Source organism: Ruegeria sp. CH8 (assembly GCF_056536985.1).
Genome location: NZ_JBQFQR010000006.1, coordinates 200,995 through 225,512, shown reverse-complemented (window position 1 = coordinate 225,512; position 24,518 = coordinate 200,995). Strand labels below are relative to the sequence as shown.

At 58.3% G+C, this 24,518-nt stretch carries 28 protein-coding genes; 15 read left to right on the top strand and 13 right to left on the bottom strand.

The window, feature by feature from the left end; genetic code table 11:
• The 3 genes from ACR0ER_RS09370 to ACR0ER_RS09360 are packed head-to-tail and all read left to right on the top strand — an operon-like array spanning nucleotide 1 to nucleotide 1,263.
• The gene (locus ACR0ER_RS09370) at nucleotides 1-624 is read left to right on the top strand and encodes a hypothetical protein (RefSeq protein WP_480768683.1); all 624 of its coding nucleotides are present in this window, start codon (nucleotides 1-3) and stop codon (nucleotides 622-624) included.
• Nucleotides 624-914: a spike base protein, RCAP_Rcc01079 family gene (locus ACR0ER_RS09365; RefSeq protein WP_480768682.1), complete on the top strand. Its 291-nt coding sequence runs from the start codon at nucleotides 624-626 to the stop codon at nucleotides 912-914. Before ACR0ER_RS09370 ends, ACR0ER_RS09365 begins: the two co-directional genes overlap by 1 nt.
• 4 nt (nucleotides 915-918) lie before the next feature.
• Nucleotides 919-1,263 (top strand): HNH endonuclease signature motif containing protein, encoded by a 345-nt coding sequence (locus ACR0ER_RS09360; RefSeq protein ID WP_480768681.1) that lies wholly within the window; start codon nucleotides 919-921, stop codon nucleotides 1,261-1,263.
• 11 nt (nucleotides 1,264-1,274) lie between these two features.
• Here ACR0ER_RS09360 and ACR0ER_RS09355 read toward each other — a convergent pair whose 3' ends face one another.
• Complete coding sequence (locus ACR0ER_RS09355) at nucleotides 1,275-1,769, bottom strand: hypothetical protein (protein WP_480768680.1); 495 nt, start codon at nucleotides 1,767-1,769, stop codon at nucleotides 1,275-1,277.
• Nucleotides 1,770-1,849: 80 nt separating this feature from the next.
• On the opposite strand from ACR0ER_RS09355, the gene ACR0ER_RS09350 reads away from it, so the two are divergent.
• The 9 genes from ACR0ER_RS09350 (at nucleotide 1,850) to ACR0ER_RS09310 (ending at nucleotide 8,175) form a co-directional block, all read left to right on the top strand.
• A complete protein-coding gene (locus tag ACR0ER_RS09350) occupies nucleotides 1,850-2,302 on the top strand; it encodes a hypothetical protein (protein ID WP_480768679.1) in 453 nt (150 codons plus the stop codon).
• Complete coding sequence (locus ACR0ER_RS09345; RefSeq protein WP_480768678.1) at nucleotides 2,302-2,601, top strand: head-tail connector protein; 300 nt, start codon at nucleotides 2,302-2,304, stop codon at nucleotides 2,599-2,601. The genes ACR0ER_RS09350 and ACR0ER_RS09345 overlap by 1 nt, the downstream gene beginning before the upstream one ends.
• Entirely contained in the window at nucleotides 2,588-3,022 is a 435-nt protein-coding gene (locus tag ACR0ER_RS09340) for an HK97-gp10 family putative phage morphogenesis protein (RefSeq protein WP_480768677.1), read from the top strand. Before ACR0ER_RS09345 ends, ACR0ER_RS09340 begins: the two co-directional genes overlap by 14 nt.
• A complete protein-coding gene (locus ACR0ER_RS09335; protein WP_480768676.1) occupies nucleotides 3,019-3,435 on the top strand; it encodes a DUF3168 domain-containing protein in 417 nt (138 codons plus the stop codon). Before ACR0ER_RS09340 ends, ACR0ER_RS09335 begins: the two co-directional genes overlap by 4 nt.
• A 2-nt stretch (nucleotides 3,436-3,437) precedes the next feature.
• The gene (locus ACR0ER_RS09330; protein ID WP_480768709.1) at nucleotides 3,438-3,758 is read left to right on the top strand and encodes a phage head closure protein; all 321 of its coding nucleotides are present in this window, start codon (nucleotides 3,438-3,440) and stop codon (nucleotides 3,756-3,758) included.
• Nucleotides 3,755-4,144, top strand: coding sequence for a P27 family phage terminase small subunit (locus ACR0ER_RS09325; protein WP_480768675.1), 390 nt, complete (start codon nucleotides 3,755-3,757; stop codon nucleotides 4,142-4,144). The genes ACR0ER_RS09330 and ACR0ER_RS09325 overlap by 4 nt, the downstream gene beginning before the upstream one ends.
• A gap of 2 nt (nucleotides 4,145-4,146) precedes the next feature.
• Entirely contained in the window at nucleotides 4,147-5,691 is a 1,545-nt protein-coding gene (locus ACR0ER_RS09320) for a terminase large subunit (RefSeq protein WP_480768674.1), read from the top strand.
• A 211-nt stretch (nucleotides 5,692-5,902) separates the two neighbouring features.
• Complete coding sequence (locus ACR0ER_RS09315) at nucleotides 5,903-6,871, top strand: DUF2971 domain-containing protein (RefSeq protein WP_480768673.1); 969 nt, start codon at nucleotides 5,903-5,905, stop codon at nucleotides 6,869-6,871.
• 305 nt (nucleotides 6,872-7,176) lie between these two features.
• Entirely contained in the window at nucleotides 7,177-8,175 is a 999-nt protein-coding gene (locus ACR0ER_RS09310) for a LacI family DNA-binding transcriptional regulator (RefSeq protein ID WP_480768672.1), read from the top strand.
• On the opposite strand, the gene ACR0ER_RS09305 is transcribed toward ACR0ER_RS09310, so the two are convergent.
• Nucleotides 8,176-9,309 (bottom strand): Gfo/Idh/MocA family protein, encoded by a 1,134-nt coding sequence (locus tag ACR0ER_RS09305; protein ID WP_480768671.1) that lies wholly within the window; start codon nucleotides 9,307-9,309, stop codon nucleotides 8,176-8,178. It lies immediately after the preceding gene.
• Between the two features lie 36 nt (nucleotides 9,310-9,345).
• Nucleotides 9,346-10,449: a Gfo/Idh/MocA family protein gene (locus ACR0ER_RS09300; RefSeq protein ID WP_480768670.1), complete on the bottom strand. Its 1,104-nt coding sequence runs from the start codon at nucleotides 10,447-10,449 to the stop codon at nucleotides 9,346-9,348.
• Nucleotides 10,450-10,562: 113 nt separating this feature from the next.
• Between ACR0ER_RS09300 and iolC the strand changes: the two genes are divergently transcribed.
• Genes iolC through ACR0ER_RS09285 form a run of 3 tightly spaced genes read left to right on the top strand, consistent with a single transcriptional unit; the run spans nucleotide 10,563 to nucleotide 13,225 of the window.
• Nucleotides 10,563-11,543: a 5-dehydro-2-deoxygluconokinase gene (gene iolC, locus ACR0ER_RS09295; protein ID WP_480768669.1), complete on the top strand. Its 981-nt coding sequence runs from the start codon at nucleotides 10,563-10,565 to the stop codon at nucleotides 11,541-11,543.
• Between the two features lie 9 nt (nucleotides 11,544-11,552).
• The gene (locus ACR0ER_RS09290; protein WP_480768668.1) at nucleotides 11,553-12,389 is read left to right on the top strand and encodes a 5-deoxy-glucuronate isomerase; all 837 of its coding nucleotides are present in this window, start codon (nucleotides 11,553-11,555) and stop codon (nucleotides 12,387-12,389) included.
• The gene (locus tag ACR0ER_RS09285; protein WP_480768667.1) at nucleotides 12,386-13,225 is read left to right on the top strand and encodes a class II fructose-bisphosphate aldolase; all 840 of its coding nucleotides are present in this window, start codon (nucleotides 12,386-12,388) and stop codon (nucleotides 13,223-13,225) included. Before ACR0ER_RS09290 ends, ACR0ER_RS09285 begins: the two co-directional genes overlap by 4 nt.
• Nucleotides 13,226-13,234: 9 nt before the next feature.
• Here the strand turns inward: ACR0ER_RS09285 and ACR0ER_RS09280 are convergent, their stop codons facing one another.
• From ACR0ER_RS09280 to iolG, 10 genes are all read right to left on the bottom strand, one after another.
• The gene (locus ACR0ER_RS09280; RefSeq protein ID WP_480768666.1) at nucleotides 13,235-14,014 is read right to left on the bottom strand and encodes a TIM barrel protein; all 780 of its coding nucleotides are present in this window, start codon (nucleotides 14,012-14,014) and stop codon (nucleotides 13,235-13,237) included.
• 24 nt (nucleotides 14,015-14,038) lie between these two features.
• Entirely contained in the window at nucleotides 14,039-14,797 is a 759-nt protein-coding gene (locus ACR0ER_RS09275; protein ID WP_480768665.1) for an SDR family NAD(P)-dependent oxidoreductase, read from the bottom strand.
• Nucleotides 14,794-15,600: a 5-deoxy-glucuronate isomerase gene (gene iolB / locus ACR0ER_RS09270; protein WP_480768664.1), complete on the bottom strand. Its 807-nt coding sequence runs from the start codon at nucleotides 15,598-15,600 to the stop codon at nucleotides 14,794-14,796. The genes ACR0ER_RS09275 and iolB overlap by 4 nt, the downstream gene beginning before the upstream one ends.
• A gap of 48 nt (nucleotides 15,601-15,648) precedes the next feature.
• On the bottom strand, nucleotides 15,649-16,830 hold the full coding sequence (locus ACR0ER_RS09265; RefSeq protein ID WP_480768663.1) for a phytanoyl-CoA dioxygenase family protein: 1,182 nt from the start codon (nucleotides 16,828-16,830) through the stop codon (nucleotides 15,649-15,651).
• A 48-nt stretch (nucleotides 16,831-16,878) separates the two neighbouring features.
• On the bottom strand, nucleotides 16,879-17,778 hold the full coding sequence (gene iolE / locus ACR0ER_RS09260; protein WP_480768662.1) for a myo-inosose-2 dehydratase: 900 nt from the start codon (nucleotides 17,776-17,778) through the stop codon (nucleotides 16,879-16,881).
• On the bottom strand, nucleotides 17,775-19,607 hold the full coding sequence (iolD, locus tag ACR0ER_RS09255) for a 3D-(3,5/4)-trihydroxycyclohexane-1,2-dione acylhydrolase (decyclizing) (RefSeq protein WP_480768661.1): 1,833 nt from the start codon (nucleotides 19,605-19,607) through the stop codon (nucleotides 17,775-17,777). The genes iolE and iolD overlap by 4 nt, the downstream gene beginning before the upstream one ends.
• Nucleotides 19,608-19,694: 87 nt before the next feature.
• On the bottom strand, nucleotides 19,695-20,513 hold the full coding sequence (locus ACR0ER_RS09250) for an ATP-binding cassette domain-containing protein (protein WP_480768660.1): 819 nt from the start codon (nucleotides 20,511-20,513) through the stop codon (nucleotides 19,695-19,697).
• 1 nt (nucleotide 20,514) lies between these two features.
• Nucleotides 20,515-21,621, bottom strand: coding sequence for an ABC transporter permease (locus ACR0ER_RS09245; protein ID WP_480768659.1), 1,107 nt, complete (start codon nucleotides 21,619-21,621; stop codon nucleotides 20,515-20,517).
• Nucleotides 21,622-21,687: 66 nt separating this feature from the next.
• A complete protein-coding gene (locus ACR0ER_RS09240; protein ID WP_480768658.1) occupies nucleotides 21,688-22,608 on the bottom strand; it encodes a sugar ABC transporter substrate-binding protein in 921 nt (306 codons plus the stop codon).
• Between the two features lie 125 nt (nucleotides 22,609-22,733).
• Nucleotides 22,734-23,747, bottom strand: a complete 1,014-nt coding sequence (gene iolG / locus ACR0ER_RS09235; RefSeq protein WP_480768657.1) for an inositol 2-dehydrogenase — start codon at nucleotides 23,745-23,747, stop codon at nucleotides 22,734-22,736.
• Nucleotides 23,748-24,518: the final 771 nt, after the last annotated feature.

The window sequence follows — 24,518 nt, the reverse complement described above, 5'->3', positions numbered from 1 at the left end:
ATGAAACCGCAGCTCGCATATGACGCAATCGCACTGGAATACGGTGATCACACCGTGTTCCTGCGCCCGTCTTTGCGGGCTGCCATGCACCTTGAACGGCTGCACGGTGGCTTTCCTGAGCTGCTACGCAAGCTGGAAGAATTCGACACGTTCACAGTCTGGCGCGTCATCACTGCCGGAGCTGGAAAAACGGCCACTGACGCCCTGTTTGGATGTGTGGCAACCCGACCCCTGTCCGGGTTCGCCAACGCAGCCATTGCCGCTCTTTTTGAGTTTGTCACGGCTCTGCTGCCAACCAGTGCAGACGCAGACGAAACCAAACCGGAAAGCGCTAAGGCATTGGCTTGGTCTGATCTGTTCAAGCAGCTTTATGGCTATGCAACCGGCTGGATGGGCTGGACGCCTGAGACGGCATTGAATGCCACACCCCAAGAAATCACAGACGCCTTTGAAGCCCATATGAGCAAGCTCATGGCTATCCACGGCGCACCTGAAGAACAGCAAGGCCCCAGCGAAGAACAGCGCCGCGAGAACGTTCGTAACGGCTTTGACCCCGAGTTCGACCGTGCAGGGGTAGATAGCCTGCGCGCCCTCAGCACCTTACGAGAAGGACAAATGATCTAATGCCGATTGTTGACCCCTACAGAGGTTTCGGCCAATCCCCTGACGGCCCCTATGAGAATGCCGTTGAAGTGCAGGCAGACGATAACACTGATCTGCCTGTGATGCCCGGTGCGTTGATCCTGAACACCTTTGGCGAGTCACCTCTGCCTATTCGCATGACCCTGCAAAACGGGAACACCGTCACTATGCGGCTGCTGCCCGGCGTCATCCACCGGATACGCCCGACACGCATTCATGTCACGGGCAGCATGTTCAATTCGGAACACGTTAATTTCACGCTGCTCTGGTAATCTGATGCCCCGCCCGCCTCATATCTGCACTTGCGGCAATATCGTTCCGCATGGTGAGCGGTGCGCCTGTCAGGTTGCGCGCACCCGTGCCCGGAACAAGCGCCATGATGCGCGCCGCCCGTCTGCATCTGCACGCGGCTATGGCAGTAAGTGGCGCAAGGCGCGTGACGCATTCCTAAAGATCAATGATCGCTGTGCATGGCCCGGCTGTGGAGCAAAGGCCACGCTTGTAGATCACATTATCCCTCATCGTGGCAACATGCGCCTGTTCTGGGATCGCTCAAACTGGCAACCGCTCTGCACGTCCTGTCACAGCCGCCACAAGCAACGGCAGGAGCGCATTCAGTGAACTTCAGTCAATTAAAACCCGCCGCTATTGCCCATCGCAAGTGGTGTCGCTTTCTGAAATTGGTATTGATGAGAACGGTTGGTCTGGCACCTTTTATTGAAATCATCGCCAGTGACATAGCTAATCAGCTTGTCTCGATTGAGGCAGACCGGGCAAACAAAGTGGATCGGCTGCCCGTCCGCAGCGTCTTCTTTAAGTTTGAAAACTACGTCGTATCGACTGGTTTGGACAAGTTCATACCGGGCTTTCTCTCTCTCGAACTCATCTTGTCGAAGCAGCTCTTGGCTCAAGGTCTTAAGCGCCTCGCTGAGCTGAACATTCATCATGTTGGCGCTGGTGAGCTCACCCGCCAGTGTGTTGAGCAATTGCGCTGTCTTGTCCGTGTCCGGAGCAGCATCAGAACTCCAGAGGCCCTTAATAGCTTCTACCGTATCCGCCGCTTTCCCAGTAAGCCCAACCGCGCTGCTCGCAAGGCCAATAGCCTCACTGATCTGAGCGAATTCCATAGTCGCAATTCCTTTTTGTATTGCCAGATCGTGCGCCTTGAATCGGCACTTGTTCTGCGCCTCAGTATGGAGCGTTACCCATGAGCTACAACCCCGAAAAAGCGTTGTGGCAGGAAGTCTTATTGCGCGTAGTCGATGACGCACTGAACGGCCCGATTGGTGTCACCGGACCAGAGAATAAGATGGGCGAGATCAGAGCGGCCAGACGCTATCTCACTCAGCCAACACAGAGCCTTGATACTGTCTGTGCTTTGGCAGGCATGGACCTGTCCTTTGTGATGGATCGAATGCGCAAGCTGATCGCAGATGCACCATCCCCTGAAGAACTGGCGACCAAAAACAAAACCAATCGAACGGCAATGACCAAGCGACAGCGCAGCATTGCTGATCTTGGTCAACCGAATGCCACGCGCCGCCGGAAACTCACCAGACCGGGGGTGGGTTCGAACTTTGGGGGTTCTGAGGGGACCGGCGGGGGGACCTCCGCACAAGACACACCGAAAATAACTTTTTCAGAAAGAGAGGCGAGCTGATGGCCGCACTGACACCTGTTGCGCTGCTGAAATCGCAGCTCAACCTTGATCATGATCTTGATGACGCCCTGCTGGCGCACAAGCTGGACGCCGCTGAAACGTGGATCGGCCACTACACCGGAACACCCTTTGTGGCTGATGAAGCGCCCCTGACCGAAGCCGCTTTGCAGCTTGCGGCCTACTGGTATGAGCAACGTGAGGCCGCGTCCTTCGGCATGACTACCGCCCCAGTGCCCTTTGGTGTGCGTGAGCTGCTTTCCCCTTACAAGAAGCCGGTGACTGGCTATGTCCAAGAATAAGAGCCTGACCGAGCAATCGAACATCCTGAGCGCCCGCCTGAATGCCATTCCGAACGAGGTGGTTAAGGCTGTGCGTCCTGCCCTTGTCAAAGGTGCCGAAGAATACGCCGCCGCAATGCGCGCTCTGGCCCCAAGAGACAAAGGCGACTTGGTTGAATCCATCGAAGTTACCGCACCGGGCGAGACCACCCCGGCCTATGCAGAGGGCGGCGGCAGGCGCACCGCTGGCCCCAATCAGGCACTTGTGACGGTTGGCAATGAAGACGTGCGGCACGGCCACTTGCAGGAATTTGGAACCGTCAAACAGGAGGCACAGCCGTTCATGCGGCCCGGTGCCCGACTGGCAAAACCCCGGGCGCAACGGCGCATCAACCGTGTGATCGGTCAGGCAATCAAGAAAGCTGCGGAGGGCAAATCGTGATCAGCCCTGACATTGAATTTCAGACACAAATCAGATCGGCCCTGATCGCCAATTCGGATGTGACCGACCTCGTTCCCGCTGATCATATAGAAGCTGGCTCAACTCGCCCCGACGATCTGCCTTGTATCATGATCGCCCCGCCGCAAACGGTAAATCTTGGCCGTTGCGGTGAGTGGTATCTGACCCGGGTTTATCTTGACCTGCATGTATGGGCGATTGAAGACGGAGCAGATAAAGCCCGGCAGGTCGGTGCCGGTATCGCTCATACACTGTGGGATGCACCCGAATGCGTTGAAAACGATATCAATGCTTACGAACGCCCCAGCTTCAACTACATGCGCGATCCTGATCCCGACAAGGCATACTGCCACGGCGTTGCTACGGTTTCGGGCGTTGTTCGGTGGAGGCCGTGAGCATGATTCGAGCGGGCAAACTAGATCGGCAGATCGCTATTGAGCGCGGCACAAAGACTGTGGCGGCGTCTGGGACTGCAAGGAGAACATGGGCACCCATTGCAACCGTCCGGGCAGAACTTGTGCAGTTCAGCGCCGAAGAATACCTGACCGGGTTCGGTGAAGGTGATGCAGGCGGCGCGGTATTCCGCATCCGGTATCTGAGCGGGATCACCACGGCTGACCGAGTGACCTATGACGGCATCACCTTTGACATTGACGAGATTGCCGAGCTGGGCCGGAAACGCGGCCTTGAGCTGCGCTGTTCTGTGGTGGCGACATGAGCGTGCATTCGCGCGGTGTGAAACCGCCCCTTTCCCCTGATGCCGAAGCTCTGACGAAAGCGCCGCCGGTGCCGAAATACCTGTCTGCGCACGCCAAGGCAGAGTGGAAGCGCATCATGCCCCAGCTCATCGCCCGGCGTGTTATCACTAAGGCAGACATGGCCGGGGTTGAGGCTTATTGCGTTGCCGTTGGTGCATCGAGATTGATAGCAGACACGATGAGCGCAGGCGTCTTGCCTGATCTGAAATTGGGCGGGCTTCAAATCCGCTACATACAGACCGCTAAACAACTTGCCGCCGAATACGGCCTCACTCCGACCAGCCGCGCCCGGATCGGTGCTGTTCAATCTGATTACGATGACGACGATAACCCGTTGTTGGTGTGACCATGAGCGTAGCCAGCACCTATCCGCACTGGGTCTTTGACAACAGCCCGATACCGGACCCTTTGGGCTGCGGTGAACAGAACGTCACTTTCTTGAAGCGCTTGCGCCACCCGGCTGCGGTGAATGACAACCGCGCGCCCAAAGCCGCAAACGTGAACAGACACCCCCGAGCGTTTCAGCTTGCACCGTTTCAGGAACGGATTGTGCGGCGCATCTATGGGCCTCGCCACGCTGATGGCCGCCGGATCGTCAAAACGGTGTTTCTGATGCTGCCCCGTGGCAATCGGAAAACGAGCTTGGCTGGTGCCTTGTCGCTGCTGCATGTGATCGGCCCTGAAAAGGTGCCTGCTGGTCAGGTGATCTTTGCCGCGTGTGATCGAGATCAGGCCAGTATCGGCTTTCGGGAAGCCGCAGACATTATCCGTGAAGACAATCGCCTTATCGCAGCAACAAAAATCCATGACGCGATGTTTGGCGCGAAACAGATAACCGATCTAAAAAGCCGCGCCCGATTGCGCGCAGTGTCCAGTGATGGCCGCGCCCAGCACGGCACCACCCCGGCTTTCGTCCTGGCTGATGAAATTCACGCATGGAAAGGGCGGGATCTGTGGGAAGCTCTGAAGTCGGGTCTCGCTAAGACTGACGATAGCCTGTTGGTCATCGCCACCACGGCAGGTCGCGGTCATGAAACGCTTGCTGCAGAGCAATATGACTATGCCCGGCGCGTCGCTCTGGGTGAGATCGACAACCCCGAGTTTTTGCCAATCATCTTTGCCGCGGAACCTGATGACGATTGGCAGGATGAAGACGTATGGCACCGGGTTAACCCCGGCCTGAAACATGGGTTTCCCAGCCTGTCCGGTCTGCGCTCATTGGCGAAGGAAGCTAAAGATCACCCGGCAGAGCGCTACAGTTTTCAGCAATACAACCTGAACATCTGGCACGGTAACAGCCGTGATCCGCTGTTCAGCATGGCGACCTACGACGCCCGGCAATTCGATGACGATGAGACCGACCTTGAAGCTCTGCCGTGCTGGGTTGGTGTGGACATGGCCAAGAATGGCGACACGGCTGCCGTGGTGGCAGCGTGGCGGCACGACGATGATCAAATCACAATCAAGCCTTGGTTCTTTGTGCCCGGTGAAGACCTCAAAGAGCGCAGTGACCGTGACCGCGTTCCCTATGAGCGTTGGCGTGATGACGGTTTGGTCACAGCCACACCCGGCCCGATCATCGACCCTGAAGCCGTGGAAGATCACCTGCGCGAACTGGCAGCGCGCCATGACGTGCAAGAAATCGCCTTTGACCCCCACCTTGCCCGCCAGATCATGCAGCACTTGCACGACGACGGATTACCGGTGATCGAACTGCGCCAAGCGCCCCTTTCGATGGGTGTAGCGATTGGTGACTTGGAACGGGCCGTCAATGGCCGCCTGATCCGGCACAGCGGCCACCCTGTCTTGCGGCACCACTTCGATAGCGTGGTCGCAAGCCGGAAACGTATCCATTCTGGAAGGAGTTGCTTGGAGTTGCCGACCGCACAATAAACGCTGTGTATTGGACAGATAAAGCTTGGGGCGCGGCAGAAATAGCTAAAGAAAAAGCAGCTTTTCTCATTGACCTATTGCCCAAATAACACCGACATCGAACCTCAATCCCGTTGCAAAAGAAACCCAAAACACTGCCTATATGTTGACGTGACGGGGCATAGAAGAGCACTACGGCAATGAAATTCATAAGGCTAAACTAGGCGCGATAATGAGCGAAGAACTAATCAGAGATTTTTGGGAAAAAGTCTCCCCATACACCGTTCAAAAGATGAATCAAGTCAAGTCGAGCGGAACTAAATTTGTGCATTACACAAGTGCATCAAACGCATTGAGCATTATTCAGAATCAAAAGGTCTGGATGCGCAATGCGTCCGAAATGAACGACTTCTCGGAAGTTCAGCATGGTCAATCATGTTTGGCAGCCGCTTGGAATGACAAGACGCAGGGGGCAAGATTCAAGGGACTGTTGGAAGGGATAGAAGCTGGGCTGGTAGACCGATTGGCGAAGTCATTCGATGAACGTGGATTCGATCGCGAAAGAGAGAGCTTCATAATCTCAGTAAGCGAGCATGGAAATGGAACCATTGATGAGGACAAATACGGTCGCCTCTCTATGTGGCGAGCTTACGGTGGAAACACGAATGTCGCGCTAGTCATGAACAACGGCCCTTTTCTCAGAGAGTCGACTGCAACTAATGCTTTTACAAGCCCGGTTTTCTATGGGGACCATGATCGGTTTGTTCAAGAGTTCTCCAAAGTGGTGGATGCGTTTGAACAAAATATGGAACTAGCGCGCCAACTAGGCGGCGAACAAGTTAAGATAATATTTGAGAACATCTTTCATTTTTCAGCGCTGTCGACAAAGCATCCGGGGTTCGCAGAAGAGAGGGAATGGCGCGTAATTCTGTCGCCCACTATGTTTCCTACCGATAAGGTGAAGTTTGATTTGGAAGTAGTTAATGGAGTTCCGCAGAGGGTCTACAAATTTCCCTTGATGGACTATCCCGACGAGGGATTTGTCGGCGCAACTATTCCTGATCTACTGGAAGAGATAATTATCGGCCCAACTAATGCTGCATATACGATTTATGACGCTCTGGGCGGTGCGTTGACTCAAGCCGGGGTAAGCGACGGGTTCTCGCGTGTGAGAATTTCTAGCATCCCGCTTAGGCGTTAGGCCGCTTAAACCTTGTTAATAGATATTAGACGCTCAGAGCGACCACCTTTACGCAACGTCATCCGGCCCATTTTAGGGCCGGTTACATGGTTACAAACACATCCGTAAGCCATTGATTTTTAACGATGCGTCGGGAGTTCGAGTCCCTCATCACCCACCACCTCCTCTCAAACCACGCAAAAGACACGGTGTCTGGGCAAATTGCAGATTGATTTTGCAACCGATTGCAAGTTTCGATCATGGAGGCGTAGTATTTCTTTCATGAAATCGCTTGTCAGCTTTCCCATAACTCGTGGGAGCCATCCATGAGTGTCACCCTGAAAGACGTCGCCGCATTGGCCGGCGTGTCCCGCTCGGCCGTGTCGCGCACCTTTACCGAGGGTGCCTCGGTATCCGCCAAGACCCGCAGCAAGGTCGAAAAAGCCGCAAAAGAGCTGGGCTACAGCCCGAACGCTCTCGCCTCGTCGCTGACCACCGGGCGGACCAAGCTGATCGGGCTAATCTCGAACAACTTCCATAACCCGATATTCCTTGAGGTGTTCGACCAATTTACCCGCGCCCTGCAGGAACGCGGGTTGCGACCGCTGATCGTAAACCTGACGGACGAAACCGAACCGGCCAATTCGGTGCGGATGCTGCGGCAGTATTCGGTGGATGCGGCCATCGTTGCCTCATCGACCTTACCGCCCAGCTTTGCCAAGGCGTTTCATGACGCGGGCGTACCTGTGGTGCATACCTTCGGTCGATCGGCCACCTCGCCCGAGGTGCACGTGGTGGGAATCGACAATGTGGAATGCGGACGCATGGCCGCGCGGGAACTGCTGGCGCGCGGCTACCGGCGCGTTGGGTATCTGGGCGGGCCGCAGGATGCAACCTCGGCCATGGACCGGTATCGCGGCTTTATGGAAGAGGTTGAAAAGTATCCCGGCCTTAAGGTCTCGCATTCCTTCGCCGGGGCCTATTCCTTTGAGGCCGGGCGCACCGAGATGCTGCGCCTGCTGGTTGGCACCCCGGCCGAAGGATACTTCTGCGGGGACGATATTCTGTCGATCGGCGCGCTGTCAGCCCTGCGCGACCACGGGCTGAAACCGGGCGCGGACATCGGCATTATCGGCCTGAACGATATGGAGATGTCGCGTTGGGAAAACATCGACTTGACCACCATTCACCAGCCAATCAAGCAAATAATTACCTCTTCCGTCGATCTGGTCGAAGAAATGCTGAAAGACCCCAAACGCTATCCCGAAGCGCGGATTTTCCCCTGCCGGGTGATTGAGAGGGGCACGCTGCGGCCCCGCACCTGATCAACGGAACATCGGCGGGCGCGCGTCTTTCCAGGCGCCGTCTTCCTTGCCCGACGCCACGGCCGCGTGCACAGCTGCAATCGAGCGAACACCGTCAGACGCGCCGGGCAGACCGTCACGGACCTCGCCCCGGATCGCATCGGCCAGATCGCAATAGATGTTCGCGACGGCCAGCGGAAAACCTTCGGGATGCGCAATGGCCACGCGGGACAAACGCTGCACCTCATCATGCAGGCCACCCTCGCCTTTTTCGATGATCTGAGTGCGCCCGCCGACCGGGGTAAAGATCAACTGGTTGGGTTGTTCTGAAGCCCACCGCAGACCGCCGGTTTCACCAAACACCTGGATATCGAACCCATGCTGCCGCCCGATGGCCACGGATGAGGTCCACAGACGGCCCACCGTGCCACACTCCATGCGGAAATTGATCATGGCGTCGTCTTCCAACTCGCGGCTGGAAATGGTCGAGGCCATGTCAGCGGACAGGGTCTTGACCTCATCATCGCAAATGAAGCTGGCCATGTGTAGCGCGTGAATACCGCAATCGGCGAACTGGCCCGAGACCCCGGCCATCGCCGGGTCATAGCGCCAGCGCACGCGCGGATTGTCGGCATCGGTGGCGTCACCATGATGACCATGGCTGAAATTGGTGACGACCAGCCGCACCTTGCCGATGTCGCCCGACCGTACCATCGCGCGCGCCTGCCGCACCATCGGATAGGCAGAGTAGCAATAGTTCACCGCGCAGATTTTGCCCGAGGCTTCGGCAACGCGGACAATCTCTTCGCCCTCTTCCACAGTCATGGTCATCGGTTTTTCACACAGCACGTTAAACCCGGCCTCTAGGAAGGCCTTGGCGATTTCGAAATGGGTCGAGTTCGGCGTGGCAATCGTCACCAGATCAATGCGGTCAGTGCGGTCTTTTTCACCGGCCAGCATCTCTTGCCAATTGCCATAGGCGCGGTCGGCGGCAACTCCAAGCCGCTGCGCGTATTCCCGGCCTGCTTCGGGGCGGTGGTCCAACGCTCCGGCTGCGAATTCGAACATGCCGTCCGCCTGAGCCCCAAGACGGTGTGCGGGCCCGATCTGGCTGCCTTCGCCACCACCAATCATGCCCCATTTCAGCTTTGCCATGGTATTCGTCTCTCTTACGTGTTTTGCCGTTTGCGATCAGAAATCGCGGATATTTTGCCATTGCCGCTGCTGGGATGACGCCAGCGCAGCAGCGACGACACGGTTAACCTCGTGCCCGTCGTGAAAGGTTGGCCAGATGGGTTGCCCGGTATGGATCGCCTGCAGGAAATCCTTGGCCTCGATGATGATCTGGTCCTGATAGCCGGTTCCGTGGCCCGGACCCTGACAGAAGGGTTCGTAGTCCGGATGCGCCGGACCGGTCAGGATCTTGGTGAAACCACGTTGCGCCTCGGGGCCTTCGTGGCGATAGAACCGCAGGGCGTTCTGGTCTTCCTGATCAAACCGCAGCGCGCCTTTGGTGCCCGAAATTTCGTAGGCGTAGCCCATTTTGCGGCCCGTCGCGACGCGGCTGACATGGATGTTACCCATCGCGCCGTTTTCAAACCGGCACATGATCTGCGCTTGGTCGTCATTGTCCACGGTGCCGCCGGGGCGGGTGTGGTGAACGGTTTCGACCTCAGCCATGACCTCGGCAATCGGCCCCATCAACGCCAGCGCGCCGTTGATCATGTGCGGCGCCAGATCGCCCATCGTACCGTTAGCCATGCCGGTTGTGCGCCACGTCGCCGGGGCCTCGGGGTCAGCATAGAAATCTTCAGTATGCTCGCCGCGGAACCATGTGATGTCGCCCAATTCCCCCTCGGCGATCAGGTTCCGCGCATATTGCGTGGCGGGTGTGCGGGCATAGTTGAAGCCGACCATGTTGGCGACACCAGCCGCCTCGGCTGCCGCCACCATCGCCGCACCATCCGCCATCGACGCGCCCAGAGGCTTTTCGCACAGCACTGGCTTGCCCAGGGCAAAGGCCGCTTCGGCGATCTGGCGGTGCGTGTTCTGGGGCGAGGCGATGACGATGGCCTCGACCGCCGGGTCGTTAACCAGCACCCGCCAATCGTCGGTCGCGCGGTTAAACCCATAGGCCGCACGATACCGTTCGGCGCTTGCGGAGCTTGAGGCGCAGATCATCTCAAGCCGCGGGCGCAATGCCGTATTAAACACCGCTCCAACGGCTGACATGGCAACCGAATGGGCCTTGCCCATATAGCCGCCACCTACGATTCCAATTCCGATTTCAGGCATCTGTCACGGCTCCGAACATATCATTTGCAACCGGTTGCAAAATGAGTATCGTGTGAATCGATTCAACGCAAGGTCCAAACTTTGCCGACCTCAGCTTGCCGGAGGAACATGACGTGAGCGCTTTGATAGACGGTATCAAAGGAAACCGGTTCGCCGTGTTTGGACGCGCGGGTATGGACATGTTTGCCGATCCCATTGGCGTCAAAAGCGAAGACGCCGATACGTTCCACGCCGATCTGGGCGGGTCGTCGGCCAATATCTGCGCGGGTCTGGTCAAGCTGGGCAGTCAGGCGTCACTGGTCACCTCGGTCTCGGATGATGCAATTGGCCGATTCTGCCTGAATCGCTTGCGCCACTATGGCGTCGACACGTCGAATATCCGCGTTGTCGGCGGCGAATACCGCATGTCGCTGGCGGTCTATGAAAGCCGGATCGAGAACTTCCAGAACGTCATCTATCGCAACGGAGCCGTCGATTTTCAGGTCACAGAAGAGGACATGGACAAGGTCGATTATTCCGCCTTCTCCGCAGTGATCTCGGCAGGCACCGTCTTTGCCGCTGAACCATCGCGCAGCGCCACTTTCCGCGCTTTTGACAACGCCCGCGCAGCTGGATTGCCCGTGATCTTCGACATCGATTATCGCCCCTATAGCTGGCCCTCACCCGAGGTGGCTGCCGAAGTGCTGTCACGCGCCGGTGAAGCCAGCGACCTGATCGTTGGCAATGATGAAGAGTTCGGTTTTATGGCCGGAAGCATCGAAAAAGGTTTCGCCAAAGCCAAAGAACTGGCCGAAACGCCAGGCCGGATCGTCATCTACAAGATGGGTGAGCAGGGCGCGGTGACACTGGTGGACGGTCAGGAAATCCGCACTGGGATCTATCCTGTCACCGCCGTCAAACCCAATGGCGCAGGCGACAGTTTCATGGCTGGTTTGCTGGCGTCGGTCGCAGCAGGGCATGCGCTGAAAGACGCGGTAATGCGCGGTTCGGCCTGTGCCTCGATCGTGGTGTCGCAACCCGGTTGCGCCCAGGCCATGCCGACGACGCAGCAACTGGACACATTCCTTGCCGGTCATCCCGGCCCGGCCACATAGGAGGCTCTTATGCATATCGCGCCCTATGACAATCAGAACAAACCCATCGTCGATGCCGACGACCCCAAGGTGCCGCTGAACTATTTCAACATCGTTAAACTGCGCCGCGGCGAGGCTTTCGAGTATCAAGTACCGGGCTACGAAACCTGCGTCGTCCCCGCCACCGGCAGTGTGGACGTTGACGTCGAAGGCGTGCGGTTCCCAAAACTGGGCAACCGGGGCGAGGATGTCTGGGATGGCGAGCCCGAAGGCGTTTACGTCCCGGTCGGCGCCAAGGCGCAGATGGTTTGCGTGTCCGACGAGACCGAAGTCTTCATCGCGGGTGCTAAATACGACAAGGTGCTCGACCCCTTCGACGTCCGCCAGCATGACCTAGTACAATATGGCAGCGACGACACCAAAACGCATCGCAAGATCAAGCACATCCTCGGCCAGAAACAGCACGACAAAGTCGGACGCCTGCTGGTCAGTGAGTTGTTCACCGTTGGTCAGGGCGGCTGGTCCGGTTTCCCCAGCCACAAGCACGACACCAACCGCCTGCCGGATGAGAGCCGCCACGATGAGACCTACAACTTCCGCTTCAAACCCAACTGGGGGTCGGGCCTGCAGATGTTGCAGCGCGAAGACAACGAACCGGGCGATGCCTATCACATCGTCGATGGCTCGACGATCTGCATCGACAAGGGCTATCACCCCTGCTGCGTCCTGCCGGGGTACGAGATGTACTACTTCACCATCCTCGGTGGCCTCAGTCAGCGCTCGCTGGTGCAGTATTTCCAACCGACCCATGCCTATCAGATCGAAACGATCCCGGGCATCAAAGACATGATCGCGAAATTCAAATGACTCTTGTCACGCTGAAAGACGTTCTGGCTCCGGCTTATGAGCAAGGCTATGCCGTTGGTGGCCTTGTCACCCTGGGCTGGGAAGATATGCGCGCCTATGTGGCCGCAGCCGAGGCGGAAAACGCCCCCGTGATCCTGCAGGCCGGCCCCAGTTGTCGCGAGCACACCCCGCTTCCCGTCTTGGGCAAGATGTTCCGGCATCTGGCCGAGGCTGCCTCAGTCCCCATAGTCGCCCATTTGGACCACGGCTATACGTTTGAGGAATGCAAGATCGCGCTGGACAGCGGGTTCACGTCGCTGATGTTCGACGGCTCGCGCAAGCCGCTGCAGCAGAACATTGACGAAACGGCGGCGATTGCCGAAATGGCTCACGCGGCTGGGATCTCCTGCGAAGGCGAGATTGGTTTTGTCGGCTATTCCGGTGGCGAAGGCTCGAACGGTACCGACCCGACCGAGGCGGCGCAATTCGCGCGTGAAAGTGGTGTCGATGCAATGGCGATTTCGGTCGGCAACGTCCATCTGCAGCAGAACAAGGAGGGTGGTCTGGACGAAGACCGCATCCGCAAGATCGACGCAATGACCGAGGTACCACTGGTGATCCATGGCGGCTCTGGCGTGCCGGTCGAGCAACGCAAACGCCTCGCCCGCGAGACCTCGATCTGCAAGTTCAACATCGGAACCGAGTTGCGCATGGCCTTCGGCGCCGCGCTACGCGAAGCAGTGAACCGCGACCCCGACAGGTTCGACCGCGTCACCATCCTGAAAGAGACCCATGACCCGGTCGAAGCCTCCGCCCGCACCGTTATTCGTGCATTTGGAGCGCCACCGCAGAGGTAAAGACAAAAGTCAAATGGTAAACGCATCCCGAAAGGCCGCAAGGGCGGCTTCCGGTTCGCCCGACGCGAATGCCTCCATCCCTACAGGTCCACGGTAGCCCATATCATTCAACGCACGCGCAACCGCAGCATAGTTGATTTCGCCGGTTCCGGGTTCGCATCTGCGTGGGTTATCGGCAACCTGCAATTCCCCGATCCAAGGCAGGCATTTCTCGCACCAGCGGATCAGGTCGCCCTCTCCCACCTGCGTGTGATACAGATCCAGACTGATGCGTAGTTGGGGGCGATCGATTGCAGAAACCAACGCCAGAACATCTTCAGTGGAGCCAAATGGACAACCGGGGTGGTCCAGCAGGTTCAGATTCTCCAACGTGAATACAACGCCTTCATCTTCCGCCAGATCGCAGATACGGTTCAGAGTGTCCTGTGCCCTGAGCCACATATTTCCGGTCACGGTTTCATGTTGCCAGATTGGAACTCCACCGTCACCCAATCCCGTGCCATGCAGGTTCAGGCGGTCCACGCCCAGCCTTTTGCCAATCTGCACCGTCTCTCGCGCAGAATTCAGCAGTATCTCGGCGCCTTCGTCATCTGCAAGACGGCCCTCAAGGTAGCCGTTCATGATCGTGTAATTCGCACCTATACCTTTGAGTTTTTCAAGATCCAGTTCAGGCCAATTCCACAAGCCAACGCCAAACCCCATTTCCGTCAGGCGCGCCGCGCGCCAGCTCATTGGCTTGTCGAGCCACAGCATTTCGGCACAAGCCGAAAGTTGGAACGGTTGGGGCATGCCAGCTCTCCGGAATTTAGATTTTCAGATTGATCCGCCTTCGACCATAAAATTCCCCGCGCTGCACATGGCGGCATCGTCAGACGCCAAAAACACCACCATCCGCGCCACATAGACCGGGTCAATCGGATCAGGCAGGCATTGGCGGTCAACTTGTTTGGACAGCGCTTCGGGGGTGACCCAGAGGTCCTTCTGGCGTTCGGTCATGATCCAGCCGGGCACTACAGTGTTCACGCGGATGCGGTGATCGCCCAGCTCGCGCGCCATGGTTCGGGTCAGGCCATGCACAGCTGATTTGGCGGTGGCGTATGCCGGGAAGCCCGCGCCGGCCTCCCACCACGAGTTTGACCCGAGGTTGACGATAGCTCCACCGCCCCGTTCGATCATCGCAGGCGCGACAGATTGGATGGCAAAGAACATGTGGCGGATATTGGTTGCCATTCGTTCGTCCCAATACTCGGGCGTCACCTCACGCCAGTCGTGACGATCATCATGGGCGGCGTTGTTGACCAATACATGCGCCGCGCCAAGCTCGTCCGCAAGTTCCGTCAACGCGATACGTAGTGCCTCGATGTCTCGCAGGTCGCATTGGGCGAAGGCGTGTTCTCCGTCCACCTCCGCCAACAAAGCATGCCCGGCGTCGGCGTTGATATCCAGAAAGCCTACCTTGGCCCCTTGGGCTGCAAAAGCACGGACCGTTTCTGCCCCGATACCCCCTGCCCCGCCGGTGATGAAGACTGTCTGGCCGTTCAGGCTGGGATAGGTGGCAAAGTCCCGGGTCATCCGTCACGCTCCATGATCCACTCGACCTCGGGGGCCGGTACAAATCGCCATTTCCGCAGCGGACCGGCCATGACGTTCAGGTAATACATCTCAAACCCATATGGCGCACCGCAAGGGTGATGGCCTCGCGGGACAGTCACAACATCACCATCGGACACGGCCATTGTCTCGTCCAACTGGCCGTCATCAGTATAGACCCGCTGGATGCCAAAACCGTTGGCCGGGTTGAGGCGGTGGTAATAGGTTTCCTCCAGATAGGTGATCCGGGGATAGTCATCCTCGTCATGACGGTGGCTGGGGTAGGACGACCAGTGGCCGTTTGGCGTGAACACCTCGGTCACCAGCAGGCTGTCGGCATAGTCTTCGGCCTCCATCGCGATGTTGTTGATATAGCGCGTGTTCACGCCCTTACCGCGCTCGGTCAGGGTGATGCCATCCGGGCCGATACGCCGGGCCTGATGCCCGCCCTTGCCGGGGGCCGAGCAAACGGCGATGACGCAATCGGTTTCGGCGACGGCCTCCCATTCGGTTCCGTTCGGCAGGTACAGGCAATGCGGCGGCGTCTTTTCGAACACATTCATCCGGTCGCCCAGAACGCCCCAATCCTGCCCGGCCCCGGTGATCTGCGCCTTGCCTTCGACCATGACGAGAATGATCTCGCGATCACCGGTGACTTCGGCAGCCCTATCGCCCGCACGCAGGTGGTAGAGGCCAAAGCCGACGTAGCGCCACCCGGCACTGGTAGGGGTGATGTCGTGGACCTTGCCGCGGGTTCCGAACGGTTTCTTGAGCAGGTCTGCCATAGTGTCGTCTCCTTGATGGGCGCGCGGATGCCACACCCCTATATTGGTTCAGGCAGCTTGCCTTGCCCGCAAGGCCGAAAGCGTCTCGGCCAGTTGCGCCTCGGTCCAATTTTCCGAAACCGCACGGCGCAGAATATCGGCCTGGCTTTCCGGCGCATTGCCCCCGGTCGGAGGGTCCGTATCCAGATTGGTCGGGAAAGGATAGCCTTCGGCGGTGGCCGCAATCGCCGCGTCCAGTTCTGACTGGGACAGATCTCCACGCTGTTTCAGTGCGATCAGATGGGGGAATACTGCCTGCGACATGGCGCGGCGATCCAGCGCTTCCATCGCGCGCCCGAAGGCCGAGGAAATTTGCAGCAAGTTCGCCATACGGTCGATATCGGCGCTGCTGTTTTCACCAGCCGCATGGAACAGCGCCGGGTTGAAAAACACCGCGTCGCCTTTTGCCAAGGGCAGTTGAATATAGGCGTCTTCAAAATGGTCCCGATGCGCGGAATCGTGAAACGCCAGATAGCCCGATGAGTAGAGCTGCGAGAACGGCAGCAACTGGGTCGGGCCGCTTTCCACCGGCATGTCGCAATGGGCAACGGCCCCCTGCAGAGTCAGCGCAGCAGTCAGGTGATGGGCATGGGCAGGAAAACGAGCGGCACTGTCGGCGCTTTGAAACCCCAGGTGGTAGTCTCTGTGCGCCTGCTGTGCTTTGCCTCCGGGGCGCACCTGATTGACCTGCGCGGTTACTTGATAGTTGGGGCCCAACCATGCCTCACAGGCGGCCGCAATCGCGGTGTTTCCGAAATACAGCGCAAAGCCTTCCGGGTCGCGCAGGCATTGCTTTTGCAGCGCATTCCAGACGCGATCATTGGCACCCGAAGCGGCAAAGTGATCGCCCTCTCCCGCCCCGCCTTGGCGTTCTTCGTCGATGATCTGGCGGAATACCTCAGTGGCCCGGTCAATCACCGAAGTATCCGGGTACGCCTCTCTCAAAACGATCACACCCGCCGATTTGCTTAAGACCCAGCCCCATTCCGACAACAGGGCGCGACGCTGGTCGGCGTCCTCCAGCACCGGGCGCAGGGCCTGCATGTCATAGATCGGGACGTTCTTTTCAACCGACATTGCATGAGGCACTGCATCGACCGGCAGGTTCTGAGAGGTCAACACCTTGAATTCATCCAGATCACAGGATTCCCGGTCGAAATAGCCGACATATCCAAGGTCTTGATGCACCATGACATGCTCCTTTCTCATGGTTTTGGTGTTGTGCCCTCGAGCGATAGGTTACGCCGTGATCTCCAATCCTGCTTGTCCGCAGACATCGACAATGTGGTCGTAGCCCATTTTGGAGTATTCATAGGGCGGCGCTTTGGCCGGGTCCTGTTCGGCCTCGACCACGATCCAGCCCTCGTAATCCATCGCCTTGAGCGCATTCGCCACCGCCTGGAAATCGATGCAACCATCGCTGGGAACGGTAAAGGCTCCGGCGATCACTGCGTCCAGGAAACTTCGATTTTTCTCGCGCGTGTCCTGCACCATCGGCGGGCGGATATCCTTGAAATGCACGTGATGCACCCGGTCACCCCAGCGGTTCAGTGTCGCCATCACGTCACCTCCGCCGAACAACAGGTGGCCGGTGTCGAAACACAGCTTCACCTCGGGACCCGCCCCCTCCATCAGCCAGTTCACGTCATCCTCGCTTTCGATGATCGTGCCCATGTGATGGTGATAGGCCATCGGCATACCCTGATCGGCCATCCATTTCGCCAGTTCGGTCAGCTTGACCGCGTAGGCCAGAACCTCATCCTTGGACAGTTTCGGGCGATTGTTGACCGGCGTTCCGATCTGACCCTGCACGGTGTTGGAGCATTCGGCATAAACGATGCAGGGGCTGTTCAGCGCCACGAACTGTTCGACCTGCTCGCGTACAGCCTCGCGTTCTGTGGCAAAGTCATTGACCAGCGTGTTACCCGAGCACCAGCCGCCACACAGCGCAATATCGTTGCCGTCCAGATAGGCGCGCAGCCCTTCGGTGTCACTGGGCATCCGCTGGCCGCGTTCGACGCCGGTATAGCCGATCTCGCGCGCCTCTTTCAGTGCCTGCTCCATGGTATAGGCCGCCGTCAAATCCGGTAGGTCGTCATTCTGCCAGGCGATGGGCGAGATGCCGATTTTCACGCTCATTTGGTGTTTCTTTCCTTCAGTGCAACTTCATAGGCCGCGCGTTTTTCATTCACTTCGGGGCGGATGCTGACTTCGGGCACGGCCACTTCCCACCACGTGCCGCCGTATTCGGTCGACGGATAGGGATCGGTGTCGATGACCACCACGTACGGGCCCTTGATGTCGCCGCGCTTGGCCAGCGCATCTTCAAGCTCGGCAATCGAGCTGACCTTGACCGAAGTCGCCCCCATCGCTGCCGCATGGGCGGCAAAGTCGATATTTGACGCAGTTTCGTGCACGGTATGATCCAGCAGGTTGTTAAACTCGGCCCCGCCGGTACCCATCTGCAACCGGTTGATGCATCCAAAGCCCCGGTTGTCGGTGATGACAACGGTGAAGGAAATCCCCATCATCGCCGCTGTGGCCATCTCCGAGTTTGCCATCATATAGGTGCCGTCGCCGGTAAAGCAGATCACGTCGCGATCCGGCTGGGCCATCTTGATGCCCATTGCGCCCGCGATCTCATACCCCATACAGCTAAAACCGTATTCCATGTGATAGGCCCCGGGACGCGGCGCTTTCCACAGCTTGTGCAATTCACCCGGCATGGTGCCCGCGGCGCACATCACAACTGTATCGTCATGCGAGGCGCGCTGCACCGCGCCTACCACCTGCATATCGGTGGGCAGCGCGTTGCCGTCACCCGGCGCGTCGGTCAGCGTGTCGACCTTGCCGTACCATTCTGCCTTCAGCGTGTCGGCCACCGGATCGGCACGGTATCCCTGGAGGGCAACGCCCAACTCTTCAAGCCCGACACGCGCGTCGGATTGCAGCGGCATGGCACCGTGTTTCTCGGCGTCATAGGCGGCGGTGTTCAGGCTGATCATCTCGCGTTCAGGGTTCGAGAACAGACCCCACGAGCCGGTTGTGAAATCCTGAAAGCGCGTGCCGACGCCCAGCACCAGATCGGCCTCGCCGCAGACATCGTTGGCGGGTTCACCTCCGGTCACGCCGATGGGGCCAAGGTTCAGAGGATGATCCCACGCCAGCGCGGATTTACCGGCCTGCGTCTCGGTGATCGGAATGTTATGCGTTTCAACAAAGCTCTGCAGTGCATCAGTTGCGCCCGAGTAGTGCACCCCGCCCCCTGCAACGATGACCGGGCGTTTTGCCGCCTTGATGGCGGCCACCGCGCGGGCCAGTTCGCCTTCATCGGGGCGGATGCGGCGCTGATACCAGACGCGCGGCTCAAAGAAGCTTTCGGGATAGTCATAAGCCTCGGCCTGCACGTCCTGACAGAAGGCCAGCGTTACCGGTCCGCAATCGGCCGGGTCGGTCATCGTGCGGAAGGCACGCGGCAATGCAGTCAGCAGGTGTTCGGGCCGGGAAATGCGGTCGAAATAGCGGCTGACGGGTTTGAAACAGTCATTGGCGCTGAGCGTGCCGTCACCGAAACTTTCGATCTGTTGCAACACCGGGTCGGGGCCGCGGGTTGCGAAAACATCACCCGGCAGGAACAGAACCGGCAGGCGGTTTACATGTGCCAGCGCCGCTGCCGTGACTATGTTCGTGGCCCCCGGCCCGATCGAGGAGGTCACCGCCATGGTTCGCGTACGACGCATCTGTTTGGCATAAGCGATCGCACAATGCGCCATGGTCTGTTCATTATGACCGCGATAGGTCGGTAGCGTGTCTTTGACAGCGTGCAATGCCTCACCCAGCCCGGCCACGTTGCCATGGCCAAAAATGGCCCAAACCCCTGCGATGAAGGGCTCTCCGGCCTCATTCATTTGCGCGCCCAGATAGCGCACCAAAGCTTGCGCTGCGGTCAGTCGGACTGTCTTGCCCATTGTGATCCCTTTCAACACAAGGCCATTTTGGCCATTCTTGCAATTTCGATAGGTTGGACCCTTGGACCCAAAGAGGAGGGAACGGTGTTAAACCGTTCCACCCAGCGAGCCTTCCAGCTCGGCCATTTCCTGACCACCTGCCATCAGGTCCTGCAACTGCTCGGGCGTGATCTCACCCCGTTTTGCGGTGCCCAGTGTCTTGCCCCGGTTCAGCACGGTAAACCGATCGCCCACAGCCAGCGCGTGACGCACGTTGTGGCTGATGAAGACAACGCCCACGCCCTGACTGCGCACTCGGTCAATGGTCGCCAGAACATTTGACGTTTGGCGCACACCAAGGGCCGAGGTCGGTTCGTCCAGGATCAGAATTTTGGCGCCGAAATAGACCGCGCGCGCAATCGCAACGGTCTGGCGTTCCCCGCCCGACAGGGTGCCGACGGCCTGATCCGGCCCGCGCAGGTTGATGCCCATCTTGCGCATCTCTTCCATGCAAACGTCGTTGGCCTGTTCCACATCGAACCGCTTGAGCAGCCCTTTTCCTTTGGTTGGCTCGCGCCCCATGAAGAAGTTCCGCGTCACACTCATCAGCGGGATCATCGCAAGGTCCTGGAACACGGTCGCAATGCCCGCCTCCATCGCATCGCGCGGGGTGTCGAAATGCAGTGGTTTGCCTTCGAAATAGATTTCGCCCTTAGTGGGTTTATGCACCCCGGACATTGTCTTGATGAAGGTCGATTTGCCCGCACCGTTATCACCCAGCAGACAGTGGCACTCGCCCGGTTTGACGTCAAAGCTGACACCGGCTAGAGCGATAATGTTGCCAAAGTGCTTTTCGATGTTCTTCATTTCCACGATGGGGGCCGCGTCGGTCGCGTCGCCGTGGTGGAACTTGGTATCCTCGGTCATATCAGCGCTCCCCGGTTACGCGTTTGCGGATCGCGTTGTTGAACAGAACGGCGATCAGCAGCATGGCGCCCAGGAAGACCTGGAACCAATCCTGATCAAAGTCGGTATAGGTCAGACCGATGACAACCATGCCAAAGATGATCGAGCCGAAGAACGCCCCGATAGCCGAGCCATAACCGCCAGTCAGCAGACAGCCCCCGATCACGGCCGCGATGATGGCCTCGAATTCCTTTTGGAAGCCGCGGCGGGCATCGGTCGAACCGGCATCCATCACCGTGATGATCGCCACCAGCGCGGCGCAACAAGCCGTCAGCATAAACAGCGAGACCTTGACGCGGTTCACCGGCACACCCGAGTTGGACGCAGCAGTCTTGTCGCCGCCCGACGCGAAAATCCAGTTCCCCGCCGGGGTGCGCAGCAACACATAGGTCGCGGCCAGCGCCATCACGATGAACCACAGAATCTCGACCGGGATACCCGGCACTTTTGGGGCGCCGCTTTTGAACGTATCGATCACGCCCTTTTCGGCCAGCCAGGCGAAAAGGCTGCCAAAGGCCTCGCCCGAAAAGAACGGGGCCAGCCAATCATTTTCCGTCGCGTCGCGCACGCCGCGCAATTGGGTTGATCCCCCGGTCGCCATTTTAAGCCCGACCAGAGACAGCCCCCGCAGGATGAACAGAAAGGCCAGCGTCACGATAAAGGACGGCAGGCCTGAACGGATCACGATATTACCGTTGATCGCACCGACCATGGCCGCAAAAACAAAGGTCATCGGGATCGCGGCAATCAGTGGCAATTGCCAGGTGACCACGCAGACGCCGAAGAACAGGCCGGAAAATGCGACCATCGAACCAATCGACAGGTCGAACTCTCCGCCGATCATCAACAGCGCGGCGCCGATGGCCAGAATACCCAACTGAGCCGCAGGCGTCATGAAGTTCATGACCCCGGCCAGAGTGAACATCGAGCTGTCCGCGGTGATCGCGAAGAAGATGAACACCAGAACGACACCGGCCATGGCACCAAGTTCGGGGCGTTTCATTAACTTGGTCAGAAACGGTTCGTTTTTGACCCTTTCGTCGGCCGCGACGGGCGCTGACTGGCTCATGTTTTCCTCCCTATTCGGTTGAAACGGCGCGCTGGGCGCCGCTTCTATTGTCAGAGTCCGGTAGGCTTAGCGGATGCCTTGCGACGAAAGATCGATCACTTGACCGGCCTTTTCAGCGGTCACCAGGTTCGGACCCGAGGGAACGTCGCCACCCGGCATCAGACCGTACTTGGCGTGCAGCCCCATGAAGTTCACCGCCAGGTAGCCCTGCAGATACTGCTGCTGGTCGATGGCAAAGGCCGCGTCACCGTCAACAACCGACTGCAGGAAGTTGGCAGACAGGTCGAAGGAGGCAACATTTACGTCCCGACCCGAGGCTTTGACGGCTGCAACGGCGGGCTCACCCGCTGAGCTGGCACCCAAAGCCATGACGGTATCGACACTCTCATCCGATGCCAACGCAGCGGCCACTTTCGATTCAATCTCGGACGGGTCATTCGAGGTCGGCAAGACGGTCACGTTACCGCCAAAGCCTTCGGTGAACCCTTCACAGCGCAGGTCCAGCGACACGTTGCCTACTTCGTGGTTTACACAGATCGCGTTGCTACCGCCCATGGATGCCAACGCTTCGCCAGCGGCCTTGCCGGCGTCGTATTCATCCTGACCGACATGCAGCAGGGCACCCAGGTCTTTAGCAACTTCGGCACCCGAGTTGATCGAGATTACTGGGATACCGGCTGCAACCGCGCGTTCAATTGACGGGCCAAGCGCGTCCGCATCGGGGATCGAAACGATCAGCCCGTCCGGTTCTTGGTTCACGGCGGCGTCGATCAGCTGCGACATGGCCACCATGTCGAAGGTTTCCGGCGCACGGTATTCCACGTTGACACCAACATCCTTGCCCGCCTGTTCAACGCCGTTCTTGACGACGTTCCAGAACGCGTCATTTGCCTGGCCGTGCGAAACAACCACAATTTCCTGCGCAAATGCAGGTGTGGCCAGGGCCAGTGCGCCAGCGGCAAGTGCGCCTTTCACGAACTTATTCATTTGGTCTCCTCCCATTAGAATAGTTTGTCTTTATTGCCGGGGCTCCAGCCCCAATCATTCGGATTCACCGAATCTCCTCCGCTCCGGGAATCTGGCGGAGCTTTGCCCAGTTTCCGGATATCGGGTCATTTTGCAACCGGTTTCAAAACGTCAGCCATTGCGACCGGTTGCCCGGATCGAGCCGAGCGGGTCGCGGCCTCGGCCATCGCCAACGCGGCGACGCCATCCTCCAGCGTCACTGGCATAGCCGAGCCACTCAGCACAGCCTGAACAAACGCGTCCCATTCCGCGCGATAGGCAGACATGTAGCGTTCCAGAAAGAAATATGTCGGCTTGGCGCCGGTAACGCCATCGGCCGTCGATTTGACCACGGCGTTTTCAAGAATGTTATGGGCCTGCAGCAACCCGCCCGAGCCCAGCATCTCGATCCGCTGGTCATAGCCGTAGACCGCCCGGCGTGAGTTCTTGATCACCGCGATTTTGCCATCCGCATAAGTCATTGTGACCACGGCAGTATCCACATCTCCCGCGCGCCCGATCTCGGGGTCGACGATCGAGGTACCAACAGCGGTGATCCGTTCCGGCAACTGGCCCATCAGATAGTTCGCCATGTCGAAATCATGGATCATCATGTCCCGGAACAGGCCGCCCGAAACCTTGACATAGCTGATCGGCGGCGGGGCCGGATCGAAAGAGGTGATCGACAGCATCTCGGTCGTGCCAATCTCACCCTGATCGGAGGCCGCTTTCAGGGTCGAGAAGCTGGGGTCAAACCGGCGGTTGAACCCGACCATCACCGGCTGGCCAGTTTCCGCCGCAACCATCTGGCACGCCAGCGCTCGTTCAAGGCTCAGGTCAACGGGTTTTTCGCACAGAACTGCCTTACCGGCCTGCGTAGCGGCTTCGATCAGGTCAGAATGGGTATCCGTCGGCGTCGCGATCAGCACCGCATCGATGGACGGGTCGGCGATGATATCCGAAGACTCGCGGGCCGTTGCCCCCTGTTCCGTAGCAAGGCTTTCAGCTGCCTCGGAAATCGCATCGGAAACCGCGCAAAGCTGACTTTGAGGATGCGCGGCGATGGCCTGTGCGTGCACCCGGCCAATCCGCCCGGCGCCAAGCAGTCCGATTCTCAGCATACGGTTCTCCCGAATCTCTAACTTGGCGATACAATGTTTCTTTTTGCAACCGGTTGCAATAATTTTTTCAACACAAACAGGCACGACGTAAAATCTTGCGGATCAGCGGGATTTGTTGGGCTTGAAAAGATGACTGGCGATCCCGGAAGGACTCGAACCCTCAACCTGCAAATTAGAAGTCAGCTGCTCAATTAACACCCAAAATTACCCTGCCTAAATCTACTCATTAGGAAGAGATCAAAATTGCTCCGCTCGAACAGTCCAGCTTAAGGCCACTTAAGAGATAAGCAGGCTGGGTCACGCGGAGGCCTCAAATAGCTCAAGCTTGGCCCAGCCTGCGGGGGGCCAATTGATCCCCTATCCAATCAACCAATACACTGATGCAGCGAAGGACCACTCTTGCCCGCGGCGCGAAGTCAAGCCTCATAACCACGCTTGCTATTCGAAAAAATCTCCCTTCACAAAACTACCTAATCTGGAGTTTCAAGATGGAATTGACTCAGATTAACGGTCGTTATCACATGGTGCTATTGCATCAATAAAGACCGCCAGCCCGACAGTGCGCTGCCAGTGCTTTGGCTGTTTACGGAAGACGGTCCCAAGATATTTCAACCCCTCATTGATTACTTTGCAGACCGAAGCCGCAAACGACTTGGATGGAAACGAAAAGCCGCTCGATCTGTGCGCCTTTTTTATGATTTCTGTTTAGCATTCCAATTTGATGGACCAAACAGCGTTCGAAATGTTCACTCTGCTACCCTTCACGCATTT

What these genes read in the sequence shown, in the direction of transcription:
- ACR0ER_RS09370 (WP_480768683.1), top strand. Translation starts at nt 1, where the DNA reads ATGAAACCGCAGCTCGCATATGACGCAATCGCACTGGAATACGGTGAT.
- ACR0ER_RS09365 (WP_480768682.1), top strand. Translation starts at nt 624, where the DNA reads ATGCCGATTGTTGACCCCTACAGAGGTTTCGGCCAATCCCCTGACGGC.
- ACR0ER_RS09360 (WP_480768681.1), top strand. Translation starts at nt 919, where the DNA reads ATGCCCCGCCCGCCTCATATCTGCACTTGCGGCAATATCGTTCCGCAT.
- ACR0ER_RS09355 (WP_480768680.1), bottom strand. Translation starts at nt 1,769, where the DNA reads ATGGAATTCGCTCAGATCAGTGAGGCTATTGGCCTTGCGAGCAGCGCG.
- ACR0ER_RS09350 (WP_480768679.1), top strand. Translation starts at nt 1,850, where the DNA reads ATGAGCTACAACCCCGAAAAAGCGTTGTGGCAGGAAGTCTTATTGCGC.
- ACR0ER_RS09345 (WP_480768678.1), top strand. Translation starts at nt 2,302, where the DNA reads ATGGCCGCACTGACACCTGTTGCGCTGCTGAAATCGCAGCTCAACCTT.
- ACR0ER_RS09340 (WP_480768677.1), top strand. Translation starts at nt 2,588, where the DNA reads ATGTCCAAGAATAAGAGCCTGACCGAGCAATCGAACATCCTGAGCGCC.
- ACR0ER_RS09330 (WP_480768709.1), top strand. Translation starts at nt 3,438, where the DNA reads ATGATTCGAGCGGGCAAACTAGATCGGCAGATCGCTATTGAGCGCGGC.
- ACR0ER_RS09325 (WP_480768675.1), top strand. Translation starts at nt 3,755, where the DNA reads ATGAGCGTGCATTCGCGCGGTGTGAAACCGCCCCTTTCCCCTGATGCC.
- ACR0ER_RS09320 (WP_480768674.1), top strand. Translation starts at nt 4,147, where the DNA reads ATGAGCGTAGCCAGCACCTATCCGCACTGGGTCTTTGACAACAGCCCG.
- ACR0ER_RS09315 (WP_480768673.1), top strand. Translation starts at nt 5,903, where the DNA reads ATGAGCGAAGAACTAATCAGAGATTTTTGGGAAAAAGTCTCCCCATAC.
- ACR0ER_RS09310 (WP_480768672.1), top strand. Translation starts at nt 7,177, where the DNA reads ATGAGTGTCACCCTGAAAGACGTCGCCGCATTGGCCGGCGTGTCCCGC.
- ACR0ER_RS09305 (WP_480768671.1), bottom strand. Translation starts at nt 9,309, where the DNA reads ATGGCAAAGCTGAAATGGGGCATGATTGGTGGTGGCGAAGGCAGCCAG.
- ACR0ER_RS09300 (WP_480768670.1), bottom strand. Translation starts at nt 10,449, where the DNA reads ATGCCTGAAATCGGAATTGGAATCGTAGGTGGCGGCTATATGGGCAAG.
- ACR0ER_RS09290 (WP_480768668.1), top strand. Translation starts at nt 11,553, where the DNA reads ATGCATATCGCGCCCTATGACAATCAGAACAAACCCATCGTCGATGCC.
- ACR0ER_RS09285 (WP_480768667.1), top strand. Translation starts at nt 12,386, where the DNA reads ATGACTCTTGTCACGCTGAAAGACGTTCTGGCTCCGGCTTATGAGCAA.
- ACR0ER_RS09280 (WP_480768666.1), bottom strand. Translation starts at nt 14,014, where the DNA reads ATGCCCCAACCGTTCCAACTTTCGGCTTGTGCCGAAATGCTGTGGCTC.
- ACR0ER_RS09275 (WP_480768665.1), bottom strand. Translation starts at nt 14,797, where the DNA reads ATGACCCGGGACTTTGCCACCTATCCCAGCCTGAACGGCCAGACAGTC.
- iolB (WP_480768664.1), bottom strand. Translation starts at nt 15,600, where the DNA reads ATGGCAGACCTGCTCAAGAAACCGTTCGGAACCCGCGGCAAGGTCCAC.
- ACR0ER_RS09265 (WP_480768663.1), bottom strand. Translation starts at nt 16,830, where the DNA reads ATGGTGCATCAAGACCTTGGATATGTCGGCTATTTCGACCGGGAATCC.
- iolE (WP_480768662.1), bottom strand. Translation starts at nt 17,778, where the DNA reads ATGAGCGTGAAAATCGGCATCTCGCCCATCGCCTGGCAGAATGACGAC.
- iolD (WP_480768661.1), bottom strand. Translation starts at nt 19,607, where the DNA reads ATGGGCAAGACAGTCCGACTGACCGCAGCGCAAGCTTTGGTGCGCTAT.
- ACR0ER_RS09250 (WP_480768660.1), bottom strand. Translation starts at nt 20,513, where the DNA reads ATGACCGAGGATACCAAGTTCCACCACGGCGACGCGACCGACGCGGCC.
- ACR0ER_RS09245 (WP_480768659.1), bottom strand. Translation starts at nt 21,621, where the DNA reads ATGAGCCAGTCAGCGCCCGTCGCGGCCGACGAAAGGGTCAAAAACGAA.
- ACR0ER_RS09240 (WP_480768658.1), bottom strand. Translation starts at nt 22,608, where the DNA reads ATGAATAAGTTCGTGAAAGGCGCACTTGCCGCTGGCGCACTGGCCCTG.
- iolG (WP_480768657.1), bottom strand. Translation starts at nt 23,747, where the DNA reads ATGCTGAGAATCGGACTGCTTGGCGCCGGGCGGATTGGCCGGGTGCAC.